Source organism: Nocardia jiangxiensis NBRC 101359 (assembly GCF_000308615.1).
Lineage (GTDB): Bacteria > Actinomycetota > Actinomycetes > Mycobacteriales > Mycobacteriaceae > Nocardia > Nocardia jiangxiensis.
On sequence record NZ_BAGB01000041.1, the window covers coordinates 647,806 to 674,388 of the forward strand.

General features: G+C 68.4%; 28 protein-coding genes. 12 read left to right on the forward strand and 16 right to left on the reverse strand.

The window, feature by feature from the left end; genetic code table 11:
* Window positions 1-22: 22 nt before the first annotated feature.
* On the reverse strand, window positions 23-457 hold the full coding sequence (locus tag ON40_RS17070) for a MarR family winged helix-turn-helix transcriptional regulator (RefSeq protein ID WP_040823546.1): 435 nt from the start codon (window positions 455-457) through the stop codon (window positions 23-25).
* A 103-nt stretch (window positions 458-560) separates the two neighbouring features.
* On the opposite strand from ON40_RS17070, the gene ON40_RS17075 reads away from it, so the two are divergent.
* Window positions 561-1,433, forward strand: a complete 873-nt coding sequence (locus ON40_RS17075) for an SDR family oxidoreductase (protein WP_040823547.1) — start codon at window positions 561-563, stop codon at window positions 1,431-1,433.
* 58 nt (window positions 1,434-1,491) lie between these two features.
* On the opposite strand, the gene ON40_RS17080 is transcribed toward ON40_RS17075, so the two are convergent.
* Window positions 1,492-2,067, reverse strand: a complete 576-nt coding sequence (locus ON40_RS17080; protein WP_051193186.1) for a TetR/AcrR family transcriptional regulator — start codon at window positions 2,065-2,067, stop codon at window positions 1,492-1,494.
* A 137-nt stretch (window positions 2,068-2,204) separates the two neighbouring features.
* Between ON40_RS17080 and ON40_RS17085 the strand changes: the two genes are divergently transcribed.
* Window positions 2,205-3,155 carry a TauD/TfdA dioxygenase family protein gene (locus ON40_RS17085; RefSeq protein WP_063713021.1) on the forward strand — a complete coding sequence of 317 codons (951 nt, stop codon included), beginning with the start codon at window positions 2,205-2,207 and terminating at the stop codon, window positions 3,153-3,155.
* 35 nt (window positions 3,156-3,190) lie between these two features.
* On the opposite strand, the gene ON40_RS17090 is transcribed toward ON40_RS17085, so the two are convergent.
* On the reverse strand, window positions 3,191-3,547 hold the full coding sequence (locus ON40_RS17090) for a DoxX family protein (protein ID WP_040823551.1): 357 nt from the start codon (window positions 3,545-3,547) through the stop codon (window positions 3,191-3,193).
* A 49-nt stretch (window positions 3,548-3,596) separates the two neighbouring features.
* On the opposite strand from ON40_RS17090, the gene ON40_RS17095 reads away from it, so the two are divergent.
* Window positions 3,597-3,968 carry a winged helix-turn-helix transcriptional regulator gene (locus tag ON40_RS17095; RefSeq protein WP_306305387.1) on the forward strand — a complete coding sequence of 124 codons (372 nt, stop codon included), beginning with the start codon at window positions 3,597-3,599 and terminating at the stop codon, window positions 3,966-3,968.
* Between the two features lie 389 nt (window positions 3,969-4,357).
* Here ON40_RS17095 and hemQ read toward each other — a convergent pair whose 3' ends face one another.
* From hemQ to hemE, 3 genes are all read right to left on the reverse strand, one after another.
* Window positions 4,358-5,053, reverse strand: coding sequence for a hydrogen peroxide-dependent heme synthase (gene hemQ / locus ON40_RS17100; protein ID WP_040824418.1), 696 nt, complete (start codon window positions 5,051-5,053; stop codon window positions 4,358-4,360).
* A 177-nt stretch (window positions 5,054-5,230) separates the two neighbouring features.
* A complete protein-coding gene (locus tag ON40_RS17105; RefSeq protein WP_040823554.1) occupies window positions 5,231-6,580 on the reverse strand; it encodes a protoporphyrinogen oxidase in 1,350 nt (449 codons plus the stop codon).
* Between the two features lie 402 nt (window positions 6,581-6,982).
* Window positions 6,983-8,062, reverse strand: coding sequence for a uroporphyrinogen decarboxylase (hemE, locus tag ON40_RS17110; protein ID WP_040823555.1), 1,080 nt, complete (start codon window positions 8,060-8,062; stop codon window positions 6,983-6,985).
* A 641-nt stretch (window positions 8,063-8,703) separates the two neighbouring features.
* Here hemE and ON40_RS17115 point away from each other — a divergent pair.
* Together ON40_RS17115 and ON40_RS17120 are read left to right on the forward strand one after the other, a co-directional pair.
* Window positions 8,704-9,342 (forward strand): DUF3000 domain-containing protein, encoded by a 639-nt coding sequence (locus tag ON40_RS17115; protein WP_083895691.1) that lies wholly within the window; start codon window positions 8,704-8,706, stop codon window positions 9,340-9,342.
* 22 nt (window positions 9,343-9,364) lie between these two features.
* Window positions 9,365-10,663: an HRDC domain-containing protein gene (locus ON40_RS17120; protein ID WP_040823556.1), complete on the forward strand. Its 1,299-nt coding sequence runs from the start codon at window positions 9,365-9,367 to the stop codon at window positions 10,661-10,663.
* 105 nt (window positions 10,664-10,768) lie between these two features.
* Here the strand turns inward: ON40_RS17120 and dxs are convergent, their stop codons facing one another.
* The 3 genes from dxs to ON40_RS53230 form a co-directional block, all read right to left on the reverse strand.
* Window positions 10,769-12,658: a 1-deoxy-D-xylulose-5-phosphate synthase gene (gene dxs, locus ON40_RS17125; RefSeq protein WP_040823558.1), complete on the reverse strand. Its 1,890-nt coding sequence runs from the start codon at window positions 12,656-12,658 to the stop codon at window positions 10,769-10,771.
* Window positions 12,659-12,848: 190 nt separating this feature from the next.
* On the reverse strand, window positions 12,849-14,252 hold the full coding sequence (locus tag ON40_RS17130; protein WP_040823560.1) for a class I SAM-dependent RNA methyltransferase: 1,404 nt from the start codon (window positions 14,250-14,252) through the stop codon (window positions 12,849-12,851).
* Entirely contained in the window at window positions 14,245-14,661 is a 417-nt protein-coding gene (locus ON40_RS53230; protein ID WP_169541865.1) for a hypothetical protein, read from the reverse strand. Before ON40_RS53230 ends, ON40_RS17130 begins: the two co-directional genes overlap by 8 nt.
* A gap of 159 nt (window positions 14,662-14,820) precedes the next feature.
* On the opposite strand from ON40_RS53230, the gene ON40_RS17140 reads away from it, so the two are divergent.
* A complete protein-coding gene (locus tag ON40_RS17140; RefSeq protein WP_040823563.1) occupies window positions 14,821-15,495 on the forward strand; it encodes a potassium channel family protein in 675 nt (224 codons plus the stop codon).
* The gene (locus tag ON40_RS17145) at window positions 15,492-16,175 is read left to right on the forward strand and encodes a potassium channel family protein (protein WP_040823565.1); all 684 of its coding nucleotides are present in this window, start codon (window positions 15,492-15,494) and stop codon (window positions 16,173-16,175) included. The genes ON40_RS17140 and ON40_RS17145 overlap by 4 nt, the downstream gene beginning before the upstream one ends.
* Before the next feature lie 6 nt (window positions 16,176-16,181).
* On the opposite strand, the gene shbA is transcribed toward ON40_RS17145, so the two are convergent.
* The 3 genes from shbA to ON40_RS17160 all read right to left on the reverse strand — a co-directional run bounded on the left by shbA (window position 16,182) and on the right by ON40_RS17160 (window position 18,180).
* A complete protein-coding gene (shbA, locus tag ON40_RS17150) occupies window positions 16,182-16,853 on the reverse strand; it encodes an RNA polymerase sigma factor ShbA (RefSeq protein ID WP_245567839.1) in 672 nt (223 codons plus the stop codon).
* Window positions 16,854-16,986: 133 nt separating this feature from the next.
* Window positions 16,987-17,793: a DUF3159 domain-containing protein gene (locus ON40_RS17155; RefSeq protein WP_306305388.1), complete on the reverse strand. Its 807-nt coding sequence runs from the start codon at window positions 17,791-17,793 to the stop codon at window positions 16,987-16,989.
* Between the two features lie 3 nt (window positions 17,794-17,796).
* On the reverse strand, window positions 17,797-18,180 hold the full coding sequence (locus ON40_RS17160; protein WP_040823568.1) for an OB-fold nucleic acid binding domain-containing protein: 384 nt from the start codon (window positions 18,178-18,180) through the stop codon (window positions 17,797-17,799).
* Window positions 18,181-18,663: 483 nt separating this feature from the next.
* Between ON40_RS17160 and ON40_RS17165 the strand changes: the two genes are divergently transcribed.
* Window positions 18,664-19,389, forward strand: coding sequence for an alpha/beta fold hydrolase (locus ON40_RS17165; RefSeq protein ID WP_040823570.1), 726 nt, complete (start codon window positions 18,664-18,666; stop codon window positions 19,387-19,389).
* On the opposite strand, the gene ON40_RS17170 is transcribed toward ON40_RS17165, so the two are convergent.
* The gene (locus tag ON40_RS17170; protein ID WP_040824428.1) at window positions 19,386-20,309 is read right to left on the reverse strand and encodes a DUF3710 domain-containing protein; all 924 of its coding nucleotides are present in this window, start codon (window positions 20,307-20,309) and stop codon (window positions 19,386-19,388) included. The genes ON40_RS17165 and ON40_RS17170 overlap by 4 nt on opposite strands.
* A 2-nt stretch (window positions 20,310-20,311) precedes the next feature.
* On the reverse strand, window positions 20,312-20,815 hold the full coding sequence (gene dut, locus ON40_RS17175; RefSeq protein WP_083895692.1) for a dUTP diphosphatase: 504 nt from the start codon (window positions 20,813-20,815) through the stop codon (window positions 20,312-20,314).
* A gap of 79 nt (window positions 20,816-20,894) precedes the next feature.
* Here dut and ON40_RS17180 point away from each other — a divergent pair, with 79 nt between their 5' ends.
* Window positions 20,895-21,383, forward strand: a complete 489-nt coding sequence (locus ON40_RS17180; RefSeq protein ID WP_040823573.1) for a DUF3093 domain-containing protein — start codon at window positions 20,895-20,897, stop codon at window positions 21,381-21,383.
* Window positions 21,384-21,556: 173 nt separating this feature from the next.
* Here the strand turns inward: ON40_RS17180 and ON40_RS17185 are convergent, their stop codons facing one another.
* Window positions 21,557-21,859, reverse strand: a complete 303-nt coding sequence (locus tag ON40_RS17185) for a DUF4193 domain-containing protein (protein ID WP_040823574.1) — start codon at window positions 21,857-21,859, stop codon at window positions 21,557-21,559.
* 455 nt (window positions 21,860-22,314) lie between these two features.
* Here ON40_RS17185 and cei point away from each other — a divergent pair, with 455 nt between their 5' ends.
* Entirely contained in the window at window positions 22,315-22,992 is a 678-nt protein-coding gene (gene cei / locus ON40_RS17195; protein ID WP_040824431.1) for an envelope integrity protein Cei, read from the forward strand.
* A gap of 265 nt (window positions 22,993-23,257) precedes the next feature.
* Here cei and ON40_RS17200 read toward each other — a convergent pair whose 3' ends face one another.
* Complete coding sequence (locus tag ON40_RS17200) at window positions 23,258-24,154, reverse strand: inositol monophosphatase family protein (protein WP_083895740.1); 897 nt, start codon at window positions 24,152-24,154, stop codon at window positions 23,258-23,260.
* A 141-nt stretch (window positions 24,155-24,295) separates the two neighbouring features.
* Here ON40_RS17200 and ppgK point away from each other — a divergent pair, with 141 nt between their 5' ends.
* Both ppgK and ON40_RS17210 read left to right on the forward strand, forming a co-directional pair.
* On the forward strand, window positions 24,296-25,054 hold the full coding sequence (gene ppgK, locus ON40_RS17205; RefSeq protein WP_040823577.1) for a polyphosphate--glucose phosphotransferase: 759 nt from the start codon (window positions 24,296-24,298) through the stop codon (window positions 25,052-25,054).
* Window positions 25,055-25,207: 153 nt separating this feature from the next.
* On the forward strand, window positions 25,208-26,575 hold the full coding sequence (locus ON40_RS17210) for an RNA polymerase sigma factor (RefSeq protein WP_040824437.1): 1,368 nt from the start codon (window positions 25,208-25,210) through the stop codon (window positions 26,573-26,575).
* Window positions 26,576-26,583 lie beyond the last annotated feature (8 nt).

Here is a 26,583-nt window from a genome sequence, read left to right on the forward strand (position 1 = left end):
GCTACGGGTTTGCGGCGGGCTCTCAGATGTGCGGCTGCTCCAGCAATCGAGCTGCGGAGTGATGGACTTTTCCGAGCGCGGTGAGCAGGCATCGGCGTTCGGTGTCGGTGAGATCCGCGGTGATGAGGTTCTCCAGCGATGTGCGGCTGTTTTCGACGCGGTCTCGAAGCTCATGGCCTTTGTCGGTGAGCCACAGCCGGACGAGCCGGTTGTCGTCGGGGTCACCACGGCGGGTCAGTAATCCGGTCTCGGTCATGCGGTTGGCCATTTTCACGATCGTCGGCGTGGTGACGTTCAGCGCGGCGGCGACCTCGCCGGGGGTGCGGCCGTCGTGGTCCCAGAGCACGCCGAGCACCAAGTCCTGGCCTGGATAGAGCCCGTACGGGCGCACACTGCGCTCGACCAGTGCCCGCAACAGCTTCGAGGTCCGGCTGTGAAGGTCGAGAAATGCGGGCATCAAGCCTCCTGAGCCGGAGCGAGGCCACCGTCGGCCTCGCGCTTGTCATTGGATCGTTAGCCGTCTATCGTTTTTCGATAGACGGCTAACGATTGGAGTTGTGATGATACTTCTCACCGGAGCGACCGGAAACATCGGTCGCGAACTCGTGCACGCCCTTGCCGCGCGGGACGTCGAGTTCCGCATCTTCGTCCGCGATCCACGACGTGCCGACGGCTTGCCCGAGCGTGCTCGCCGCGTGGTCGGCGACCTGGACGATCCGAACACCTACGCACCCGCGCTCGACGGTGCCGATCGCTTGTTCTTGCTCGTTCCGGGGATCGGCCTGGACCACACCCGCGACATGGTCGCCGCGGCGCGGGCGGCCGGGGTCGGCCGGATCGTGCTGCTGTCGTCCTACAACGTGATGGGCGATCCGATCCCCGCGATGGGGCGCTGGCACCACGAACGCGAGAGCATCGTGAGAGCCGCGGGCCTGCCGTATACGATCCTGCGGCCGGGCGGCTTGATGACCAACGCCCTGGAATGGGCGCCGGTCATCCGTGCCGGAGGCGTGGTGGACGACCCCACCGGTCCCGGCCGATACGCGCCGGTCGATCCGGGCGATATCGCCGCGGTCGCCGCCATGACTCTCACCGAAGACGGCCATGACGGCATGGAGTACTACCTCACCGGCGACGAGACGTTCACCATCGCCGAGCAAATCGCGGTCATCGCGGCGGCGATCGGCCGCGACATCGACGTGCGCGAGGCCGCTACCCCCGAGCAGGCCGTCGCGTCCCGATATCCCCACGGCGCACCCCCGGCCCTGGCCGCCGCAATCCTCGAAGGCTTCACCCTGATGCGCAACGACACCACCGGATTTCGCACCGATACCATCGAACGCCTGCTGGGCCGCCGACCCCGAAACTTCACCGACTGGTGCACACGCAACATCGACGCATTCCGCACGAATCAGACCGCTCGCACCCCATGATCGAACCTCGACCTGGTACACCGCTCGGCCGGACAGGACGAAGCCTGCGGTTGATCGGTCAGCGGTCCGAGGCGCGGTCGCCGTTGCCGAGGATGTTGTCGGTAGCGGTCCGGATTCCCTCTTGTATACGTTCTTCGGATACGGCATCCAATCCGGCCGCCGCGCGCACGGAAGGCTCGGCCAGTTGCCAGCCCAGGCGGAGGGCGACCACGTTGGCGGCAGCCAGTCGAGCCTCGGCTTCGTCGTCGTATCGGACACCGGCCTTCTCGATCAGCTCGGCCACGCCGGGGAACTGATGCTGCAGGCGACCAACGGGATAGCCGTCCATCAGGGCGCGCGTGATCACTTGCCATTGCCGTCGGGTTTCGGACTCGGCCAGCGACGGGTCCGCGCCGGCCTTTCGCGCGGCGGCCGAGCGGGCAGCGAGGTAGTCGAGGACCGCGCCGACGAGTAGGTCCTTGGTGCCGAAATGCCGGAAGACCAGCGCTGGATTGACAGTGGCGCGCGCAGCGATGTCACGTGTGGAAGTGGCCGCGGGGCCACGCTCGGCGAAGAGATCGGCGGCGTGTTCGAGAACTGCGGCTACCACCTGGTCCCGGCCTACCGGTTTGCCCTCTGCACGTGGTGTCGCCATGGCTTCCGATCTTAGTGTTTTCTCAGCTCAGGACTGTAATCGAGTGATTACACTCGAACACGCAGGTGTAATCGCTTGATTACAGTGGCGTTCCGCCGGGCGACGCCGTACCCGAAACAATGGAGAGATCAGGAGTCATGAGCACAAATGTGATCGTTCACAAGCTGGGGCTGCACATCGGAGCGCGCATCGACGGCGTGCGCCTGGACGGCAACTTGGATCCGTTGGTGGTTGCCGACATCAACAAAGCACTGCTGGAGCACAAGGTGATCTTCTTCCGCGACCAGCACCACCTCGACGATGAGCAACAGTACGCATTCGGCGAACTACTGGGCACACCCTTCGCCCATCACGCGCAGCGTGACGGCGACCGGATCACGCCGATCGATTCCGGAACGGCCAGAGCTACGAGCTGGCACAGTGACATGACGTTCATGCTCAGCTTCCCCAAGGCGTCGATCCTGCGTGCAGTGACGCTGCCCACCTACGGTGGCACCACATTGTGGGCATCCACCGCGGCGGCTTACACGTCACTTCCCCGTCCGTTGAAGCAGTTGGCCGAATCGCTGCGGGCGGTACACGGCAACCGGGTCGGCTTCGTCCAGCAGGCCGGATCACCCGAACTCGTGGACAAGGCGAAGGCCGCCTGGTTCGCGGCGGCGTTCACAGAGCCGGACATTCGGACCGAGCACCCGGTAGTGCGGGTTCACCCGGAGACCGGGGAACGCGTCCTGCTTCTCGGGCGGTTCGCGGATCGACTCGTCGGCTTCGACACACGCGAATCGCAAGTACTGATACAGCTTCTGCAGGACCACATCACCGTGCCGGAACACAGCATTCGCTGGAACTGGAACTACGGTGATGTCGCCATCTGGGACAACCGCGCCACACAGCATCGCGCGGTCTCCGACTACCGCGACCAACGCCGCCTGTTACACCGAGTCACCCTGGTCGGCGATGTCCCCGTCGATATCCACGACCAACCGAGCACCTCGCTCAGCGGCGCCGAGGCCTACCCCACTGCGGGCCAGGAGGATCCGATCCCCAGACGAAAAATCACGAAAGCCCAGGCGACACAGAACGTTTGATCAAATGCCGTCCTCCGGTGCCGGTTGTTGTCGACTCAGGCGACGAGAACATCGAGAACGAGCACGACCGACGTCACGATCGAGAACGCGAGGAAAACCACGGCTCCCACCATGTTCCGGTCGCCGCTGCGGGTGTGGGCGATGATCGCGCCGCCGAAGTAGAGCACCAGTCCGATCGCGGGGGCGATCGCGAAGGGCGGGAACCAGATGCCCCAGATGAGACCGACCGTCGCGGCGATCTGCAGGCTCCCGAGCACGGTGAGCTGGGGATTGGTGAGGTGGACCGCTTCGGCGAATTGGCGTATCCACGCTGGGCGGACGAACTTCATCACGCCGGACTGGAGCATCGCCAGAGCGAGCAGGACGGACAGGGTCAGGGCTGCGATATGCATGATGGCAACGCTAGGAATCCGATAGGTACCCTTTGGTAACCTTCGGACGGTGAGCTCTCCTGCCGGAATCATGTTCATGTCCGACTGCCCTGCGCGCACAGCGATCGAGGTCATCGCGAACAAGTGGACCGTAGTCACCTTGTACGCGCTGGCAGCGGGCCCCAAGCGGCACAGTGAACTTGTCGCTCTGTCCGGCGGGATCTCCCGGAAGGTGCTGACCCAGACCCTGCGCCGCCTGCAGAGCAACGGCCTCATCGATCGACAGCGGTACGCCGAAGTGCCCCCACGGGTGGAATACAGCCTGACCCCGCTCGGCCGGACACTCCAGGCGCCGATAGCGATGCTGACGGAGTGGGCGCAGACATACGGAGAAGCACTCGTCGACTTCCAGGAATCGACAGCCGCGAACCAGACGAACTAGGTTCCGGACAGAGCCATGCAACCGAATGCTTCGGCGTGTCGTTGATCACCACGCCGAAGAGCACTCGATTGTCGTGCACGTTTTCGCGAACGAATTCAGGCTGATCGTCCGTGATCTACGCGGCCTCACAGTGATTCACGCGACGCCCTGTCGAACACCAATCCTTCCTCTGACCAGCCGAAAGCCGCGCTCACCGGCCAGGTGGCCTGACGATGTTCGGGCGGGTACTGCATCAACTCCATCTCGCTGCGCCTGCACCCCTCGGACGACGCAACACACTGAGGCGACGGGGGAACAGTACGGTGTGGGGCTCGCACTGCGCATGACCCGAATTACCGGGGCTCGCGATGCGTGCCCCGAACCGGTAGTGCGTCGGGGTGCGGCCGCGCTCAGGGCAGAGCGGTGATCAACTGCTCGAGTTCGACGCGCGGGCCGGTGAAGAACGGCACCTCCTCGCGCACGTGCCGCCGGGCTTCGGTGGCCCGCAGATCGCGCATCAGATCGACGATGCGGTGCAGTTCGGGCGCCTCGAACGCGAGGATCCACTCGTAATCGCCCAGGGCGAAGGCGGGGACGGTGTTGGCACGCACGTCGGGATAGTCGCGGGCCTCCTTGCCGTGGTCGGCCAGCATCTTGCGGCGCTCGGCGTCGGGCAGCAGGTACCAGTCGTACGAGCGCACGAACGGGTAGACGCACAGGTAGTTGCCCGGCTCCTCACCGGCCAGGAAGGCCGGGATGTGGCTCTTGTTGAACTCGGCCGGGCGGTGCACCGCGGCGTTGCTCCACACCGGGGCGCTGGCCCGGCCCAGTGCGGTGGTGCGGCGCAGATCGGCGTAGGCGGCCTGCAGATCCTCGATGCGGTCGGCGTGCCACCAGACCATGAAGTCGGCATCGGCGCGCATCCCGGCGACGTCGTACAGGCCGCGCACGACGACGCCCTTGTCGGCGAGACCGTCGAAGAACGCGCGCGCCTCCTTGATCGCCGCCTCGCGGTCCTCCCCCAATGCCCCGGGCTGCACCTGGAACACCGAGAACATCAGATACCGGATGGTCGAATTGAGCGCCTGGTAATCGAGTCGTGCCATACCCATATGGTGCCACTGCGGATCACCCGGTCACACAGCCGCACCGTTTACCGGCGAACACGCCGAGGACATCGGGTGCGGATCCGGGTAACGGGTGCGGGAATCAGACGGTTATGGACTTGTAATGCCCTGTGTGCCAACGTTTTCCGCATGACGACACCCACCCTCCGCCTCGGTTCAGTTCGTCTGCCCCGCGAGGATCTGCTCGGCGGCGGCCGTACCCGAGGCCGCACAGGCCGGGACGCCGACGCCGTGCAGGTAGGCGCCCGCCAGCGCCAGTCCGGGCACCGCGTCGATCGCCGATTCGATCGTGGACACGAGGTCGGCGTGCCCGGGTGCGTATTGCGGCAGGCCGCCGCGCCAACGCTGGACGGCCGCGGTGACCGGCTGTACCGAGATACCGGTCACCGTCGCCAGATCCTCGGTCGCGGCGGCGATGAGTTCGGCGTCGGACAGCGCCAGCAGGCTGTCGTCGCCGAACCGCCCGAACGAGGCGCGCACGATCGCGACGGCACGATCGGCCAGATGCGGCCACTTACGACTGGAGAGCGTGAAAGCCTTGGCTCGCAACGATTCTCCGGTGGCGACCAGGATGCCGGAATTCTCCGGCAGCGGCGTGTCCGCCGGCAGGGCCAGCGCCACCACCGCCGAGGAGGACAGCTCGATGCGCGACGTCGCACGCGCGGCCTCGGGCAGTACCGGGGCCAGCAGATCGGCGGTGACGGGTGCGGGCGTGGCGAGGACGATCGCGTCACACTCCCCCACCGGCGCCAACCGCCAGCCGCGCGAGGTGCGGGTCAGATCCTGTGCGGTGGTATCGATCTCGAGTTCCGGCGCGGCCGCGGAAAGCAGCGCGTCGAGCAGGACGCGGTAACCGTCGCGGATGCCACCGAAGACCGGTGCGGTCGAGGGCGGCGGCAAGGCCCGCGATACCGCCTCGGACAGATTCGACGCTCCCGCATCCAGCGCGGCGGCCAGTCCCGGCAGTGCCGAGCGCACCCCGATCGAATTCGCCAGTCCCGCATACACTCCGCCCAGCAGTGGCTCGACGCTGCGGCTCACCACCTGTGCGCCGAACCGTTCGGCGACCAGATCCGCCACCGACACGTCATCGCGGGGCGTCCAGTGCAGCGGTCGGTCCGGTTCCGCGGCGATCTGCCGCAGCGTCGCCTCGTCGACCAGTCCGGCCATGGACTCCGCTTCTGCGGGAATACCCATCAGCGTGCCGGTCGGCAGCGGATGCGCCGCGCCACCGGACCAGATCAGTGGCCGTCGCCCGGAGGGATGCACCAGCTGGTCCTCGAGACCCAATTCGCGCAGCAGAGCCGGGATTTCGGGACGTCGCCCGACGAATGCCTCCGCACCCAGGTCCACCGGCCCGCCCGCGAGCACGCCGGTATGCAGCGTCCCCCCGATCCGGTCGCGCCGCTCCACGAGCACCAGTTCGAGCTCGGCGCCCAGCGCCGCCCGCAACCGATAGGCCGCGACCAGCCCGCTGATCCCCGCACCGACCACCGCGACCCGCATCGACCACACTCCTCACCGCATCGACGAAACTGCCTCACCGAGCCCGTACCGAACCTACTCGGCGACCTCGAACGCCCGCTGCAACAGCGGCCCGGCTCACACCCTCCCACCGCGTCGCACGGCCGATGCATCACTCCGCCGTCCCCACGATCCGACCGCCCCTGCCCCGGGACTCAACCATCGAGCCCGCACGCGGACCTTCGACGACAGTGCCCGGTTCGAGGGCGTGCCCTTCGCCCAGGACTGCGGCCACCACCTGCGGCTGACACAGCACACCCGATGGCTCCCGTGCTCCGGGAATCAACCGGCAGTGCGCACCCGCCCGCAGCTATCGAGGACATATGGCCAACGTGGTCACGGCAGGCACGGCCGATCAGGACACGCCGGCTTCGGGCTGCGGTCCTACACAGGCAGGCTGTGGATCAGCTCGACGGCGGCGGTGAGGGCACCCGGATCGGTATCGGGCAGGACGCCGTGGCCGAGGTTGAAGATGTGGCCTGTCGCGCCCAGGGTGATCGCCTCGTCCGCCTCGTGGGCGATGCGGCGCACCTCGCGCTCGACCACCTCGGGTCCGGCGAACAGCGTCGCGGGATCGAGGTTGCCCTGCAACGCCTTTCCCGGACCGACGCGGCGCACGGCCTCGGTCAACGGGAGGCGCCAGTCCACCCCGACCACATCGGCTCCGGCCTCGCCCATCACGCCGAGCAGCTCACCGGTGCCGACGCCGAAGTGGATGCGCGGCAGTCCCGGTCCGGCCGCCGCGGCGACCTCAGCGAAGACCCGCTCCGAATGCGGCAGGACGAACTCGCGGTACTGCGCCAGCGACAGCGCACCTGCCCAGGAGTCGAACAGCTGCATCGCATCGATCCCGGCGGCGAGCTGGGCGCGCAGGAACTCGATGGTGATATCGGTGAGCACACCGAGGAGCTCGTGCCAGATGTCCGGGTCGGCGAGCATCATGGCCTTGGTGCGCTCGTGATTCTTACTGGGCCCGCCCTCGACCAGATAGGACGCGAGAGTGAAAGGGGCACCGGCGAATCCGATCAGCGGTGTGTCGCCGAGCTCACCCACCAGCAGCCGCACGGCCTCGGCAATCGCACCGACCTCCTCGTGCCGCAGCCGCGGCAGCGCCCGCACATCGGCGGTCGAACGCACCGGATTCGCTACGACGGGACCCACGCCGGACACGATGTCCAGGTCGATCCCGGCCGCCTTGAGCGGAACGACGATGTCGGAGAACAGGATCGCCGCATCCACCCCGTGCCGCCGAATCGGCTGCAGGGTGATCTCACAGACCAGCTCCGGATCGAAACAGGACTCCAGCATGCCGATCCCGGCACGCACCTCGCGGTACTCGGGCAGCGACCGCCCGGCCTGCCGCATGAACCAGACGGGACGCCGCTTCGGACTCGCCCCGGTGGCAGCGGCGAGGAACGGCGCGTCGGACAACCGGCGACGTATTGGTGTGCTCATCACGGCCATCGTATGCGACCCACCACCCCGGCCCCGGACAGCGGTGACCAGCCACACGACTCCGCACCCCGCTGCCCGGTGCGGTACCGGAAACGAACGCCCGCAGCCGGCCCAACGAGAGGCAGACCCCGAACACCACTCCGTGCTTCCACCCAGATCCCCCCTCGCCCCTCGGTCGGCCGATCCCGCGAAATGCCAACCCCGGTTTACAACGCGGATTGCCACCCGGACACATGGCGGGCACCCGGAACCAGGACCCGATACCGCGCCGAGCCGCATAGCGCCGAAACACAGAACAGATCCCTCACACCTTGTTCCGCCAACCCCGTTGAACGCCAACACCAAGCTTGCGGCGCGGTAAGCCCCGGGCACCGCAACCGCGCCACAGCAATGCGAATGCCAAAAGCACAGAACAGATCCCACGCACCTCATGCCACCAACCCCGGACAACGCCGACACCAGATTTGCGGCGCGGCTCGCCGCCCCGACGCGTGGCGGGTGCGAGGGAACGAGTGCCCGACACCGGGCCGAGCGGTGAGCCTTCGGGCGCCGCGAACACACCGGGGCAGAGCGGAGGCAAAAATTCCAGCAGGCCGAAATTAGGGCGCGCCTCCGGTCTCAGCGACCGGTTCGGGGATAGGTTCACAATCGTGACACCGCTCGACTTCCGCGACGGCGCCGCACCGACCCCGGGCCCAGCCGGCGAACCTGCCCAGTTTCGCGCCGCGGTCGATGCGATGGGCACCGCTTCCGTGCATCCCCGGATCGAGCTTGCACCGATTCGGCCGCCGCAACGCCTGGCCCCGTATTCCTATGCCATCGGTGCCGAAGTCAAGCACCCCGAGACCAATGTGATTCCCGTCGATTCCGAGGACGACGCGTTCGGCCGTTTGATCCTGCTGCACGACCCGAACGGCCAGGATGCCTGGCACGGGGTGTTCCGGATGGTCGCGTACATCCAGGCCGATATCGATGCGGCCCTGGCCGGGGATCCGCTGCTGCCGGAGGTCGCGTGGAGCTGGCTGGTGGACGCGCTGGAGTCGCGCGGGGAGTCGTTCACAGCGCTGGGCGGTACGGTCACCTCGACCAGCTCGATCCGGTACGGGGATATCGCCGGGCCGCCGCGCGCCTATCAGCTGGAGTTGCGCGCCTCGTGGACGGTGGACTCCCCCGAGCTCGGACCACATGTCGAGGCATTCTGCGAAGTGCTGGCCTACGCGGCCGGCTTGCCGCCCGCGGGCATAACCCATTTGCGGCCGCGTCCGCAGAATACCGACGACCAGTTCTGACCGCGACGTAAAGTTCTTGGCTATGTCAGTTGCCGACGAGTCCGCGAAATTCCAGGGTGAGAGCCGGGACGATACCGCCGTCCCGCTGCTCGAACCTGCCGAGGGCGTGCCCCCGGTCACGGATACGGCGCGGGCCGTCGAGGAGGTCGCGGCGCGTTTGGCCGCAGGGACCGGACCGCTGGCGGTGGACGCCGAACGGGCTTCGGGTTTCCGGTATTCCAATCGTGCCTATCTGATTCAGTTGCGCCGCACGGGTTCCGGCACTGTTCTCATCGATCCGATTCCGGTGGCCGATGCGCTCGAGCCGCTGGCGGAGGCGATCAACGGTCTGGAATGGGTGCTGCATTCGGCCGATCAGGACCTACCCGGGCTGGCCGAACTGGGTTTACATCCGGCGCGTTTGTTCGACACCGAATTGGGCGGGCGTCTGGCCGGATTCGAGCGGGTGGGCCTGGCCGCGATGGTGGACAAATTGCTCGGCCGGGAATTACGCAAGGGACACGGCGCTGCCGACTGGTCGACCCGCCCGCTACCCGACGATTGGCTCAACTACGCGGCTCTCGATGTGGAACTGCTGCTGGAATTGCGCGAGGCGGTCGATGAATCGCTCCGCGAGCAGGGCAAGAATGATTGGGCGGCACAGGAATTCGAGCATGTCCGGATGATCGAACCGGCCGCGCCGAAGCCGGATCGGTGGCGGCGCACCTCGGGTATTCACACCCTGCGTCGTCCGCGCCAGCTGGCGGTGGTCCGTGAATTGTGGTCCACCCGCGACGTTTTGGCCAGGAACCGGGATGTGGCCCCCGCGCGGATCCTGCCGGATTCGGCGATCGTGGCGGCCGCAACCGCTGATCCGAAAAATGTCGGCGCACTGCGCGCCCTGCCGGTCTTCGGTGGCCCGCGACAGCGCCGGTACTCGCGGGACTGGCTCGGCGCGGTGGAACGCGCACGCGCCCTGCCGGATTCGGAGCTACCCACACTCAGCCAGCCCTTCGACGGCCCGCCGCCGGTGAATCGCTGGGAGCGGCGTGATCCGGTCGCCTCGGCCCGGCTCACCGCCGCCCGCGCCGCCATGGGCGAGCTGTCGACGCGCTACACGGTTCCGGTGGAGAATCTGCTGACCCCGGATCTGCTGCGCCGCCTCTGCTGGGACGGGCTGCCCGAATTCCGTTCCGGCGCAGTGCCGGACGACCCGGCCCGTGCCATCGACGATTATCTGACCGCCGGCGGGGCCCGGCCCTGGCAGCGCGAACTGGATGTCGCGCCGCTGGCCGCGGCCCTGTTCGCCACCGAGCCCGCCCCGCCCGCTCGCGACCGCTGAGGCTGTCCCGGGATCGACGGACACGATTCGCCGAAACCGTCCGAATCATCCCGGACGGTCGATTCGCGGCGGGACCGCTCTCGGGCCCCGCCGCGGAAGGAGTCCTCAGACTCCGCCGAGCCACCCGGTGATGCGCTGCGCGATGTCGGGGGCGGTGAGGCCGAGCTCCTCGTGGATCTGCGCGCGCGAGGCGTGGTCCAGGAACCGTTGCGGCACACCGATATCGCGGGTGGGCACGTCGATACCGCCCGCGCGCAGCCGCGCGGAGACCGTGGAGCCGATGCCGCCGTGCAGGCCCCCGTCCTCCAGAGTCACCACCAGGCGGTAGTTCTCGGCCAGTTTCATGACGGTGTCCGAAACCGGCAGGACCCAGCGCGGATCCACGACGGTCACCGAAATACCTTCCGGCGCCAGCAGATCCGCGACCTGCATCGCGGTCCGCGCGAAGGGGCCGACCGCGACGAGCAGCACGTCACCGCGCACGGTCTGCGCCGAACCACCCTCGGGCATCCGCAGCACATCGACCCCGTCGAGCCGCTCCATCGCCGAGATATCCTCCGCGACAGCACTCTTCGGGAATCGCAGCACGGTCGGGCCGTCGGCGACGGTGAGCGCCTCGGCCAGCTCCTCGCGCAACGTCGCCGCATCGCGCGGCGCGGCGACCCGGATACCAGGCACGATGCCCAGCACCGACAGGTCCCACATGCCGTTGTGGCTCGCGCCGTCCTCGCCGGTGATACCGGCCCGGTCCAGAACGAGCGTCACCGGCAGCTTGAGCAGCGCGACGTCCATGACCAGCTGATCGAAGGCGCGGTTGAGGAAGGTGGAGTACACCGCCACGACCGGATGCAACCCGCCCAGCGCCAGACCGGCCGCCGAGGTCATCGCATGCTGCTCGGCGATGCCCACATCGAACATCCGATCCGGGAACCGCTCCCCGAACGGGGTCAGCCCGGTCGGACCGGGCATGGCCGCGGTGATCGCCACCACGTCCTCGCGCTGTTCGGCCTGGCGGATCAGCTCGTCGGAGAACACCGAGGTCCAGCCGACCGATTTGGCGGCGGTGGACTTACCGGTCTCGGGATCGATCGAGCCGATCGAATGCATCTGATCGGCCTCGTGGTCCTCGGCCGGCTGATATCCGCGGCCCTTCTGGGTGACCACGTGCACCACGACCGGACCGCCGAAATCCTTGGCGCGCCGGAACGCGGCCTCGAGCGCGACGGTGTCGTGGCCGTCGACCGGGCCGAGATATTTCAGGCCCAGATCGCTGAACAGCTCCTGCGGCGCGACGGCGTCCTTGATCCCGGCCTTGAGCGCGTGCAGCATCGAATACGCCGACCCGCCCACCCGCGGAATCCCCTGCACGAACCGCTTGGTCGCGTCGAGGGCCTGCTCGTAGGCGGGCTGCATGCGCAGTGCGCCGAGCCGATCGGCCAGGCCGCCGATCGTCGGCGAATAGGACCGGCCGTTGTCGTTGACGACGATCACCACCGAACGGTCCTGTCCGGCGGCGATATTGTTCAGCGCCTCCCAGCACATGCCGCCGGTGAGCGCGCCGTCGCCGACCACCGCGACGACGTGGCGGCGCTGTTTGGTCAGCGCGAACGCCTTCGCCAGACCGTCGGCGTAGGACAGCGAGGCCGAGGCGTGCGAGGACTCCACCCAGTCGTGCGCGCTCTCCGCGCGGCTCGGATAGCCCGACAGGCCGCCCTGCTTGCGCAGCCGGTCGAAGCTGTCCTTGCGGCCGGTGAGCATCTTGTGCACGTAGGCCTGGTGGCCGGTGTCGAAGATGATCGGATCGGCCGGGGAGTCGAAGATCCGGTGCAGCGCGATCGTCATCTCCACCACACCCAGGTTCGGCCCTAGATGACCACCTGTGACCGCGACCTTCTGGACCAGGAACTCACGAATCTCCTGCGCCAGCTCGGCCAGTTCCGGTGCCGTCAGCCGGCGCAGGTCCTCGGGTGTCTCTACCCGGGAAAGCACTCCCACCGCTATCGCTCCCTACTCCGGAGGTGTCGTCTGTTCCGAACAGTCTACGGAGCCGTTCGGGGAACCGATGACCGGAACAGCGACCTGTCCGCGACACACCGGCGAGCAGTCGGCCACGTCACACCGATTCACCGTCTCGGGCAATCCTCGTCACACGCACCGGCCGGCCCGTTGCCCGGGCGCGGCGGCATCACTCGGGAACCGGCTCGAGCAGCGCCAGGCATTCGACGTGATGGGTCGCCGGGAAGGCGTCGAAGGCGCGCAGGCGGGTGGGCGCGTAGCCGTGCGCGCGGTAGAGCGAGATGTCGCGGGCGAAAGCCGCGGGATCACAGCCGATGTGCACGATGCGTGCCGGTTCCGCCGCCGTCAGCGGGATGATCACCGCCTTGCCCGCCCCGGCCCGCGGCGGGTCCAGAACCACGACATCCGGTGTGGCACGGTGAATTCCGTCACTCAACCAGCGTTCGACGCGTTGCACACCCAGACTCACCCACGGCATATCGGCGAGCGCGGCCGAGCCGTCCGCCACGGCTGCCCGCGCCGACTCGACGCCGAACACCGCACCGCCGGACCCCACCGCAGACCCGAGCCGCGCGGCGAAAACGCCTGCGCCGCAGTACAGATCCCAGGCCCGCATCCTCGGCGAGAGATCCGCCCACTCCGCGACGACATCCGAATAACATTGCGCCGCACCGCGATGCGGCTGCCAGAACCCGGTCGCCGATACCTCCCACCGCCGACCGGCCACATACTGCACCGCCCGGCCGGTCCCCTCGACGACCTGTTCACGCCGGGGTGCATGCGCCGCCGCGCGTCGAGCCGAAGCGTTACGACGATCACTCCCGCCGCGTCGGCGGTCGCCGGACCGGTCCGCGCGCCCCTGGCCGCCGTGTGCGCGCCGCCGATCACCAGACCGTCGATCACCCCCGGACAGCGCTCGCCCGGTCTCGTCGTGATCGCGGGTCAGATCCGCGGGAGCGAGTTCGACGATATGACGCACCCCGTCGCCGTCCACCGCCACCACGAGATCCGCCTCCGGAGTCCAGCGCCGCCCGGCGATCCCGTCCATCGCCCCCGAAACCGATTGGGGGCAGCGCAGATCCGTGATGATCCCGGTACTGCGAAAGCTGTGCACACCCGCGCGTCCCCGCGCATCCACCGCCAGCCGGATCCGGGTGCGCCACCCGCCGTCCGCCGCCGCCGCGCCGAAAGGAACGGATTCCACCTCGACGTCGGTCTCCCACCCCGCCACCCGCCGCAACTGCTCGCGCACCACGGCGGCCTTCAGCTCCCGCTGCGCCGCGGGCGTGGCGAAGGAGAAATCACAACATCCCGCACCGCCGGGCCCCGACACCGGACACGTCGCCGGAACCCGATCCGCGGACGCCTCGAGAATCTCCACCGCCTCCGCCCGGCAGAACGACCCGCCCCGATCCTCACTCACCCGGGCCCGCACCAACTCCCCCGGCAGACCGTGCCGCACGAACAACACCCGCCCCTCGTGCCGCGCCACACAGAAGCCGCCATGCCCGGGAGCCCCCAACCGAACCTCGAAAACCGAACCCTCCCAGCCGGCTTCACCATGACTAGACATCCGCACGCCCCTCCCCAACGGGTTCGACGACGACGCCCGCCGTCGCGCTCATCGACGCTGACGCACCGAACGAACCACGCCGCACCGAGATCGCCTCCGGACAACCGCATTCCCCACGACGGCGCACCGGTCGGCCTGCGGACGCTCCCCGACCGGACGCGCGAACCACGCCCCCGAACGATGCGGAGAAATCGTGCATGGCCACCGCGACCTGCTCGAACGAATCGAGGCGGACGGACAGCACCGGACGCACCGAGACGGCGGCGATCCGGCCGGCCGAGCGCGCCGAAGCGACCGGGCTGCAATCACGCCAGGACGGCCCGCAAGTCCGGAAATCGGTCGGGCCGTGACGGTGGTCGGGCGCCGGGCGAGCGCGCTCGGCGGCGGCAGTCCGCGTCGAGGGGAACATTCCGGTCAGCATAGGACTGTGACGGCGACGACCTCGCAGCATGTCGGTGGTTTCGACGGATGCGTCCAGGGGAACGTCGGTGCCAGGACCAGCAGCGGGTACGGTTCCTGCTGAACGAATCAGACCGCACACCACGGTTTCCGGAATGGGGTTGGCACGGTGTACGTAGTGATCATGGGGTGTGGCCGCGTGGGCTCCGCCCTCGCACGCGCACTGGTGCGGATCGGCCACCAGGTGGCCGTGATCGATCGCGACCCCAGCGCCTTCCTCCGCCTGGGCAAGGACTTCCCGGGCGAGCAGGTGACCGGCGTCGGCTTCGATCGGGATGTGCTGCAGCGCGCCGGAATCGAGCGCGCGGGAGCCTTCGCGGCGGTTTCCTCCGGCGACAACTCCAACATCATCGCCGCGCGGGTCGCGCGGGAGACGTTCGGCGTGGAGCGGGTCGTGGCGCGGATCTACGACGCCAAACGCGCCGCGGTCTACGAACGTCTCGGCATACCCACCATCGCCACCGTGCCGTGGACCACCGACCGGTTCCTGCGCACCCTGATCGGCGACGAGAACACCTCCGCCACCTGGCGCGACCCCACCGGCACGGTCGCGATCACCGAACTGACCCTGCACGAGGACTGGTTCGGGCACACCGTGCAGACCCTGGAGGACGCCATCGGCGCGCGCGTCACGTTCATCATCCGCTTCGGCCAAGGGGTGCTGCCCACCGCCAAGACGCTGTTGCAGGCCGACGACACCATCTACGTGGCCGCCACCTCCGGCCACGTCGGCGAGGCGGTCGCCCTCGCCGCTACCGCACCCTCGAGCGAGGAGGAGTCGTGAAGGTAGTCATCGCGGGGGCAGGCGCGGTCGGCCGCTCCATCGCCCAGGAACTACTACGCGGCAGCCACGAGGTGATGCTCATCGAACGCCGGATCGATCACATCGACCAGGTCGCCGTCCCGGCCGCGGTCTGGGTGCACGGCGATGCCTGCGAGCTGGAACTGCTCGAGGAGGCGGGGCTGCAGGATTACGAGGTGGCGATCTCGGCCACCGGCGACGACAAGGCGAATCTGGTGTTCAGCCTGCTCGCCAAGACCGAATTCGGCATCCGTCGGGTCGTGGCCCGGGTCAACGACCCGCGCAACGAGTGGCTCTTCGATGCGTCCTGGGGCGTCGACGTCGCGGTCTCGACGCCGCGACTGCTGGCCTCACTGGCCGAGGAGGCCGTCTCGGTGGGCGATCTGGTCCGGCTGATGACGCTGCGGCAGGGCCAGGCCAATCTGGTGGAGATCACCCTGCCCGTGGACACCCCCCTGGCCGGGCGCGCGGTGCGGACCCTGACGCTGCCGCGTGATGCGGCCCTGGTGACGATTCTGCGCGGCGGCCGGGTCATCGTGCCGCAGCCGGACGATCCGCTCGAGGGCGAGGACGAACTGTTGTTCGTGGCGTCGGTGGAGGCCGAGGACGAACTACGTAGAGCCCTGGGCGTCAACGGTTTTCGCACCCCTGCGGTCTCCTGAGCGCGGTCAGGCGCATTCCGGCAGCAGTTCGGCCTGCTCGAGCCGCGCGCGCAGCTTGTTCAGCGCGCGATGCTGCATGACCCGCACCACCCCCGGGCTGGTGCCGATCGCCTCGGCGGTCTGCGCCGCGGTCCAGCCCAGCATCAGACGCATCACCAGCACCTCGCGATGTGCGGGCGCGAGGATCTGCATGAGTTCGAAGGTGGCGTGCCGCTGCTCGGCCGCCAGCGCCATCTCCTCGGGCCCCGGCAGGGTCGAGGGCCGGTCCGGGAAGTCCGGCACCGGATAGGTGGCCTGCTGCGCGGGACGACGGAACACGTCGGCCACCTTGTTGGCCGAGATGCCGTACACGAACGCCAGGAACGACTTGCCCTGATCGCGGTAGCGCGGAATCGCCTGCACGGTCGCCAGGCAGATCTCCTGGGCGACGTCGTCGGCGGTGACCTGAAGATTCCCGCCCGAGCCCAGCCGCGCCGCGCAGTAGCGCCGCACCAGCGGCTGCACGATGCGCACGATGTCAGTCACCGCCCGGTCGTCCCCGGCCGCGGCCGGGCCGATCAGCCGATCCAGTTCCGCGGCGACCCGCTGGCTCTCCGAACGAACGGGGGCGGGCGCACCGTGCCGCGACGATCCGGCCGTCCGCGTCGTCGATGCCGCCGGGTTCTCCTGCGTGATCACTCGGATCCCTTTCGCCGATTCTCCGTACCTCTCACAGAGAATCCTGCTGTGATCCGGGCCTACCGACCAGGCACCCCAGGGGTGGATTCACCCTCACCCCACCGGATTTCCCACCCGGCGGGCGAGTGTTCGCTCAGTCGCGCTCGACCGGGGCGTGCCCCGCGCGACGCACGGCCCACACCGTGACCAGCAGCGCGACCGCCGTCAACGGCCAGCCCATGCCGATCCGGGTGACCGCGAGCAGACCGGTGCTGTTGTCGTTGTAGAAATGCGATTGGACCAGGTAGCGGGCACCGAACACGAGAACCCAGACCAGCGTCGCGACGTCGTAGAGCCGCAGCGCCCGGCGGTCCGAACGCCACTCGGTGCCGTGCCCGTTCAGCACACCCCAGATCACCCCGGCCAACGGCCAGCGCACCACCAGCGAAGCCAGGAACACCCCCGCGTACACCAGGCTGGCCCAGATGCCGAACAGGAAGAAGCCCTTGGCCGCACCCATCCGATAGGCGATGAACGCGCACACGCCCACCCCCAGGAATCCGGAGATGGCGGGCTGAATGGGATTGCGTCGCACCAGTCGCCAGACCAGGATCGCGGCCGCGACGCCCAGTGCGGTCCAGATGGCCGCGGCCAGGCCCCACAGCGCGTTCGCCGGGACGAACACCACCACCGGCAGCGTCGAATAGATCAGGCCGCTGACGCCACCGAGCTGCTCGAGCAGCGTGTCTTCGGGATCGTCGCGATCCTCGGCGTCCGCATCGTCCGAGTCGGGGTCCTCGGCCGCGGAGTCGAACCGCGCACCGGGCGCGGTATCGCCGCGTAGGGCGTGGCGCGGCCCGCGATCAGTGGGTGTGGCGGACGAGCGGGGCTCGCCGGGGGACACGGCGCGGCGCTCGTTGTCGGCGACGAGAGCGCCCTCGTCGTTCGTGGGTGTCGACATACGTCAGGAATTCCCGCGGAGTTCGTAGTAGGGGTTGAAGATCACCTTGGCGCCATCACGTTCACCGATGCGGCCGCGAACCAGGATACGACGTCCCGGCTCGATGCCGGGTATGCGACGCCGGCCGATCCACACCAGGGTGATCGCATCGGTGCCGTCGAAGAATTCGGCCTCGAGGCAGGCGCTGGCCGCCTTCGGACAGGCCTCCACACTGCGCAGCCGGCCCAGCATGGTGACTTCCTCGCCACGACGGCACTCGGCGGCCTGACAGGCTCCCGACGCCTCCGAGGTCTCGGCCAGCTCCTGAGCGTCGAGCCGGTCCAGATCGGCCGTCAGCCGGTAACCCAGACGCCGGAAGTACCCGCTGTCGGGTCCGGCCTTGCGCACGAGGGCACCTGAACCCGCCCTGTTTCTGCCGGAGAAAGGCATGTAGCAACACTTCCTGCACTGCTGACGGCGCGGGCGCCATCGGTTTTCCGTACGACGGGCCGGTTGGCCGTACACCGCCACTGTAGATCGAGCCCACCAGGCCCGCTACGGTGCCCGGCCCTCATGTGACGGCCATTGCACCGGCGATGCTGTCACCCCAGTGATACCCCCGGTCCCAACCAGTCAACCCACCTCGACCGGATCCACGCTGACGAGGCGAAACACTTCGCAGCGCTCCGCGCCCGCAGACCGCCGAACAGCCCGCTCGGACGAGCCCACCGACCACCTGCCCGGACGCAGCACCGGCTGCCTGACGGCGTCCGGACCTGCCTGGCGTCACCTGCGGCCACCGCCCGGTGGCCACCCACACACCGACCTGCCGAGACGTTTCCGCCCGACGGGCTCGGCCCAGGCAGGCACGCCACCCATTACGCTCGGCCCGTGCCCGATCTCTCCCGCCCGGCGATCGTCGTCGGCCTGCCCGGAACCGGCTCCGATGCCGACTTCGCCCGCCGCGCGTTCGAACCCGCCTGTGCCGCACGGGATCTGCCGTTCATCGCGGTGGAGCCCGATCCGCGGGACGTGGTGGCCAGTTGCCGGGCCGCGCTCGACGAGGCCGCCCGCTCCGGTCCGGTGCTGGCGGCGGGGATCTCCCTGGGAGCCGCCATCGCCGTCGAATGGGCTTGTGCGCGAACTGAATCCGCGTTCGGCGTGATCGCGGCGCTGCCCGCCTGGACCGGGGCCGACACCACCGGCTGCCCGGCCGCGCTCAGCGCCGCGGCCACCGCCGCGCAGTTGCGTGCGGACGGCCTGGAGGCCGTGGTCGAGCGGATGCGTCAGAGCAGTCCGGCCTGGCTGGCGCAGGCGCTGACGCAATCCTGGCGCGGCCAGTGGCCGGATCTGCCCCGAGCCCTGGAGGAGGCCGCCGGCTATGCCTGGCCGACAGCGGAAACCCTTGCGGGACTGACGGTTCCTACCGTCATCGTCTCGGCGGTGGACGATCCGGTCCATCCGGCCGCGGTCGCCGCGGACTGGGCCGAGCTGATCCCGCACGCCGAACTGCACCGCATCACCCTGGCCGAGATGGGCGCGAACCCGGCGGTACTGGGCGCCCACGGCCTCGACGGTCTGATGGACCGCCGGGCCGGGGCGACCAGCGACCGCTAGTTCAGGCCGAGCTGCTGCATCGCCGAACCCTCCGAACCGCGACGCGGCCTCTCGGCTTCGGGCGTGACCGCCGGGTAACTGCCCGTCGCGTGCGCCTGCGCGGCAGCGGCCTGCGCCGCCAGCGCCTGCTCCTGGGCCTGCACCTGCTGCTGATGTGCGGCCTGCAACTGATCGGCCAGTTCCTGCGGGAGCACCACCGGCAGCGGATCGCGCACCGGCAGCGGATCCTCACCGCGCCGGATCACCGTCTCGGCGAGCACGCTGCGGGCCGCCTGGACCAGCGGCTGCCCCTCGTCCACCGCACCGGACGGCCCGGCCGCGACCAGGCGCACCATCCACCGATATCCGTCGACCCCGATGAACCGCAGATCGGCCCCGTCGGTCACCGCGTGCAGTTCACGACCCCACGGACCGGTCTGCACGGACACCTGAGCGCCGTCGTTGCGCAGCGATTCGGCCAGATCCGCGGCCACCATGCGCCATTGTCCGGGCGATTTCGGCGCGGCGTAGGCGGCCACGGTCAAGCGGCCGTACTCGGTGGCCAGGTGGACCGCCTGCGGCGTGCCGTCGGGGGTCATCTCCACCTGCAACTGCCCGCCCTGAGGCACCGGAACGATGACAGAGCCGAGGTCCAGGCGCTGGTCGGTCACGTCGTCGAGCAGATCGGCCACGTCGTCGAAATCGTAGGGGCCGGTACCCGGACCCTCGTCCGACTCCTCGACCTCGTCCTCGTAATGCGTTGCCTCGTAGGACCGTTGACGATGGGCAGCCGGTTCCTGGTAGACCGGCTCGTCGTAGTCGTCGCCGTCCTCGTCGTAATCGTCGTACTCCGCCTCGTCGTAGTCGTCCTCGTAGGCGTAGTCGTCGTATTCGCCCGCGCCGCGGGCGTCGTCTCCGGAGCGTTTCTTCCGTCCGAACATCTTCATGCCTCCTCGCCGGCCGGGCCTTCCCCACCGGCACTGCTCCCATTATCGAGGCTGGCGTGTCCGCCGCTGGACCCGTATCCCCCCGCACCGCGCACGGTGTCGTCGAGCCGGTCGACCGCCACGAAATCGACCAGCTCCACCCGCTGCACGAGCAGCTGGGCGATGCGGTCCCCACGACGCAGTTCGATCGCCGTGCGGAGGTCGTGGTTGATCAGGCAGACCTTGATCTCACCGCGGTATCCGGCATCGATCGTGCCAGGGGTGTTGACGATCGAGAGTCCGGTCTTGGCGGCCAGTCCGGAACGCGGATGGATGAGGCCGACCGTGCCGGTGGGCAGGGCGATCGCGATGCCGGTTCCCACGAGCACCCGCTCGCCCGGCTCCAGGATGACGTCCTCGGTGGTGCACAGGTCCACGCCCGCATCGTCCGGGTGCGCACGCGTGGGCACGGGGATGCCGGGATCGAGCCGCAGCAGGGGGATGGATGGAATACCGGTCACATCCAGGGAGCCTACGCGGTCACCCGGTCACCGACTGACCTAGTCTGATGTGGTGTCCGACCAGCCTGCGCAGGTAACCATGCCGAACGAGAAGACCGCCGCGCCCGTGTACTCCGAACGCCAGTGGGCGCCGCTGTGGTGGTGGCCGGTGGGCCTGGGTGTCGTGGCCTTGTTGGCGGCCACGCTGCATCTGGGCGCGCCGGGAATCCACGCCTGGCTGCCGTACGTCCTTCTGGTTCCGGTGCCGGTGTGGGTGCTGCTGTGGATGGGCCGCCATCGAGTGGAAGTCGCGCCGGATGCGAACGGAACTCTCGAATTGCGCACGGACAAGGCTCATCTACCGGTAACGTATGTTGCTCGGGCAGCGGTAGTCCCGACCAGCGCCAAGAGCGCCGCGATGGGCCGCCAGCTCGACCCTGCCGCCTTCGTGCAGCATCGACCCTGGATCGGGCCCATGGTGCTGCTCGTCCTAGACGACCCGGACGATCCGACGCCGTACTGGCTGATCAGTGCCCGTCACCCGGACAAGGTCCTGGCCGCACTGGGCATCGAGCCGCGCAAGGCCTAGCGCCGGGCCGCATCCGCGCAGCACAGGTAGATGCCGCGCTCGGCGTACCGAGCGCGGGCTGCCGGATGTATTTCCCGTGGGCTGCGCGGGGAGCTGTGTGAAGCGTGGACGGCTGTTCGCGTGCCCGTGCGGCACATACGCGGACACCGTCCTGTGGTGCGTCTGCGCCCTGTTCAGGCAGCGCAGTCCATGCATATGAGCTGTCCGCCGGCCTCGCTGGCGAGTCGGCTGCGGTGATGAACCAGGAAGCAGCTCGTACAGGTGAACTCGTCGGCCTGCTTCGGGATCACCCGTACCGAGAGCACTTCCTCGGACAGATCCGCCCCGGGAAGCTCGAACGACTCCGCGGTATCGGATTCGTCGACATCCACGACGGCGGACGCGGCCTCGTTGCGACGGGCCTTCAGCTCCTCGAGCGAGTCCTCGGAAACCTCATCGGATTCGGTGCGCCTAGGTGCGTCATAGTCGGTTGCCATGTCGTATCCCCTCGTCCTTACTTCGTATATCCCGGACCGGTTCCCTCCGCACCGATCCCTGACGGAATCGGCTCGGCGAGTACCGCCCCGCCGGTGGTGTACGTCACGTGTACACCCATCGCACACCGGTCCGGATCTGCGGAATCCGTTCCGGATCGCGCTCGGTAAACGCAGGACATGCCCTGGTTGTTCCCGATAACGCACACCTGATTCACCTCGGTCGATTCGAATCAGGCCGCCAGACAATAGCGGACGTACGGGCAAAAGTCGCAATCAAAACACTCGTGAGTCGAAACTGAGGGGTAATCGACACGTCACACGGGGACCGACACGATTCGGTGTCCACTCCTGACACGCCCCGTGATCGACACGAGACCCGATCTTTACGTCCGAGGCCTCCGAGGCGTCCGAGGCCAAATACTCGGTTGTGCCCAACCAACTCGTATGGTGTGCATGTGGTTTCACTGATCACCGAAGGCAGCCCGATCGACAAGAAGGGGCGTCCGTTCCTGCGACGGCGCTATCAGCCATGGGTCGCGATGGTTGCGATCCTGGCGCTGATCTGCGCAATCATCTGGATCAAGGCGCTGACGACCGAGGACCACAGCCATACCGCCATGGTCTGCAACTCGCCGTCTCCGGCCACCGACCCGAAGTCTGCCCAACCGATGGGGCTGGGCGAACGGGTGTCGCCCTCGCGCCTGCACGATGTGGAACCAGCAGCGCTGGCACAGTCCAAGGTGCGCGTCTACAACGCCTCGGGTGAGCGCGGCCTCGCCGAACACATCGCCACGAGCCTGCGCGACTACGGCTTCGCCAGCCCGCCCCCGCCGCAGTACGCCAACGATCCGGTCTACGTCAACGGCGATCTGAACTGCACCGGCCAGATCCGCTTCGGCGTCAGCGGCCGCCCCGCCGCCGCAGCGGTGCAACTCGTCGCCCCCTGTGCGGAACTGATCGAGGACCAGCGCAAGGACGACACCGTCGACCTGGCCCTGGGCTCCGTGTTCGGCAACGACCTGCAGCCCAGCGACAACGCCGAGGAAGTGCTCAAGGCCCTCAAGAACCCGGCCCCGGGCAACCCCGCAGTCGACTCCGGCCTCCTGGACGCCGCCCGCACCGCCAACTGCTGACGCTGAATTTTTGGCCTCCGTCTCGTACCCATCGGCCGCCTCTCGGCTGGCTCGATGATCCCCGAACCGTGAAAGGCCCCCGGACAGCCGCAGATCCACAGCCCTTCACACCTCGTTCCACCGCCCCTGGGCCACGCCAGCCCTAGTTTGCGGCGCGGCTTGCCGCCCGGACGCGTGGCGGGTGCGAGGAACGAGTGCCCGACACGGGGCCGGGCGGTAAGCCTTCGGGCGCCGCAAACCCGCCGGAGCGGAGCGGAGGCCAAAATTACGGGACGGGTTTCGCGACGCCGAGGTCGTCGAAGAGTTCCAGGAGTTCATCGGCGATGCCGGGCGCTGCCGCGACGACGAGTTCACCGGTTTTCGCGACCGTTCCGGCCGCGGGCAGGCGCAGGCGGGCGCCCGCTTCCGCGGCGATCAGCGCGCCCGCGGCCCAGTCCCAGGTGTTGAGTCCGTGCTCGTAGTGGGCGTCGACCAGACCGGCCGCGACCATGCACAGGTCCAGGGCCGCCGAGCCGATCCGCCGGATATCGCGCACCCGGGGCAGCACTTCGGCGATGAGCTGACCCTGCCGGGCGCGACGTTCGGCGCTGTACCCGAAGCCGGTCGCCAGCAGCGCCATCGAGATCGTGTCGACCTCGGTGCAGCGCAGTGCGGTGACCGTGCCGTCCGGGCCGATCCGCTCGGCTCCCGCGCCCAGGCCCGCGCTGTACACCTGCTCCCCGGCCACGTCGGCGACCGCACCGGCCAGCGACCGGCCGTCCCACATCGCGGCGACGGACACCGAGTAGGCCGGGATGCCGTACATGAAGTTCACGGTGCCGTCGATCGGATCGACGACCCAGACGATCTGCGACCCGTCGCCGACGCTGCCACCGCCCTCCTCGCCGAACACGCGCTCACCGGGGCGCAGCTCGGCGAGCAGGGTGCGGATCAACTCCTCGGTCTCGGTGTCCACGACGGTGACCGGGTCGGTCGGGGTGCTCTTGGACTGCACGGCGTCGGCGCGCAACGCGCCCGCCGCGCCGCGGATCCGGGTCCGCCGCAGCCGCACGTGCGCTGCTGCGGTTTGCACGAGATGTACTGCGACACTGCGCAATTCGGCAATCTGTTCGGGGGTCGGGACAGGGGCGGCAGAGATGGTCGATTCCGGCACGACCTCCATCGCATCACAGATGTCCCGCACCGCGCATTAGGCTTGTCATGCACGACACAGATCGTCCGTCGCGCACTCCACCGCACATCGGCGTGTATCGTGCCGCGCGCACTTGTTTCGGCCCGGCATCACAGGAACGAGGAGTCGTCAATGTCCACTCGGGGACAAGCATTCGGGATAGACATCGGAGGGAGCGGCGTCAAGGGAGCGGTGGTGGATCTGGCCACCGGAGACCTCGCACACGAGCGCATCAAGATCGCCACGCCACATCCGGCCACACCGAACGCCATCGCCGAGACGGTCTCCGAACTGGTGGCCAAGGCCGACTGGGACGGCCCGGTCGGCATCACCCTGCCCAGCGTGATGGTCAACGGCATCGCCCGCACCGCCGCCAACATCGATTCCAGCTGGGTGGACACCGACGCTCGACAGCTGTTCTCGCTGGCGCTGGGCGGGCGCGAGGTGGTGGTGCTCAACGACGCGGACGCCGCCGGGATGGCCGAGGACCGGTACGGCGCGGCCAAGAACATCGACGGTCTGGTCATGCTGCTGACGTTCGGCACCGGCATCGGCTCGGCGCTGATGTACCGCGGCACGCTGATGCCGAACACGGAATTCGGACACATCGATATCGGTGGCAAGGAGGCCGAGCACCGGGCCGCCTCCTCGGTCAAGGAACGAAAGAATCTGTCCTACAAGCAATGGGCCACGCAGGTGACGAAGGTGCTGGTGACCCTGGAAAATCTGCTCTGGCCTGATGTGTTCGTGGCGGGTGGCGGCATCAGCCGCGACGCCGAGCATTGGATCCCGTTGCTGGGCAATCGAACTCCGGTGGTGGCCGCGCACCTGCGCAACACCGCGGGCATCGTGGGGGCCGCAATGGCCGTCGATGCCGGTATCGCGCCGTAAGCACATCGTTCGGATAGTTACAATGGAACGCATGCCCGGCGGTGAGCCGGAAACCGACCCCGGCACGAGAGCCGGGATACCCCGACAGAACCGCTCCGCCGGAATGATCACTCTGGCGTGACGCCGCACGAACACAGTCACGAAAGGGCGTACGTGGTAGCCACGAATACCCGACAGACCGCCGAATCGGCCGACGAGGCCGACTCCGCAGACAACCCCGCCGCACGGCCGGTCCGAAAGGCTGCCGCGAAGAAGGCTCCGGCCAAGAAGGCCGTAGCCAAGAAGGCGCCGGCCAAGAAGGCAGGTGCCAAGGCTGCGGCCAAGAAGGCGCCTGCCAAGAAGGCCACGACCAAGAAGGCCGGGCCCGACGGCGAGGGCGAGGAGAACCCGGACGAAGAGGGCATCGACCTCGAGGATCTGGGCGATCTGGAAGTCTCCGAGGACGACCTCACCGAAGAGGAGGTCGTCGAGGAGGCCGCCGAGGAAGAGGAGGCCGAGGCCGACGAGCCCACCGCGGCCGACAAGGCCTCCGGCGACTTCGTCTGGGACGAGGAGGAGTCCGAGGCGCTACGCCAGGCCCGCAAGGACGCCGAGCTCACCGCCTCCGCCGACTCGGTCCGCGCCTACCTCAAGCAGATCGGTAAGGTCGCGCTGCTCAACGCGGAGGAGGAGGTCGAGCTCGCCAAGCGCATCGAGGCCGGGCTCTACGCCACCGAGAAGTTCCGCGAGCTGTCCGAGAAGGGCGACAAGCTGCCGGTCACCACGCGCCGCGATCTGAACTGGATCATGCGCGACGGCAACCGCGCCAAGAACCACCTGCTCGAGGCCAACCTGCGTCTGGTGGTGTCGCTGGCCAAGCGCTACACCGGTCGCGGCATGGCGTTCCTGGACCTGATCCAGGAGGGCAACCTGGGTCTGATCCGCGCGGTGGAGAAGTTCGACTACACCAAGGGCTACAAGTTCTCCACGTACGCCACCTGGTGGATCCGTCAGGCGATCACCCGCGCGATGGCCGACCAGGCCCGCACCATTCGTATCCCGGTGCACATGGTCGAGGTCATCAACAAGCTGGGCCGTATCCAGCGCGAGCTGCTGCAGGACCTGGGCCGCGAGCCCACGCCCGAGGAGCTGGCCAAGGAAATGGACATCACCCCGGAGAAGGTCCTCGAGATCCAGCAGTACGCCCGCGAGCCCATCTCGCTGGACCAGACCATCGGCGACGAGGGCGATTCCCAGCTCGGCGACTTCATCGAGGATTCCGAGGCGGTCGTCGCGGTCGACGCGGTGAGCTTCACGCTGCTGCAGGATCAGTTGCAGTCGGTGCTGGAGACGCTGTCCGAGCGCGAGGCGGGCGTGGTCCGGTTGCGCTTCGGCCTCACCGACGGCCAGCCGCGCACTCTCGACGAGATCGGTCAGGTGTACGGAGTCACCCGTGAGCGCATCCGGCAGATCGAATCGAAGACGATGAGCAAGCTGCGTCATCCGAGCCGGTCCCAGGTGCTGCGGGACTACCTGGACTAGGACATCCG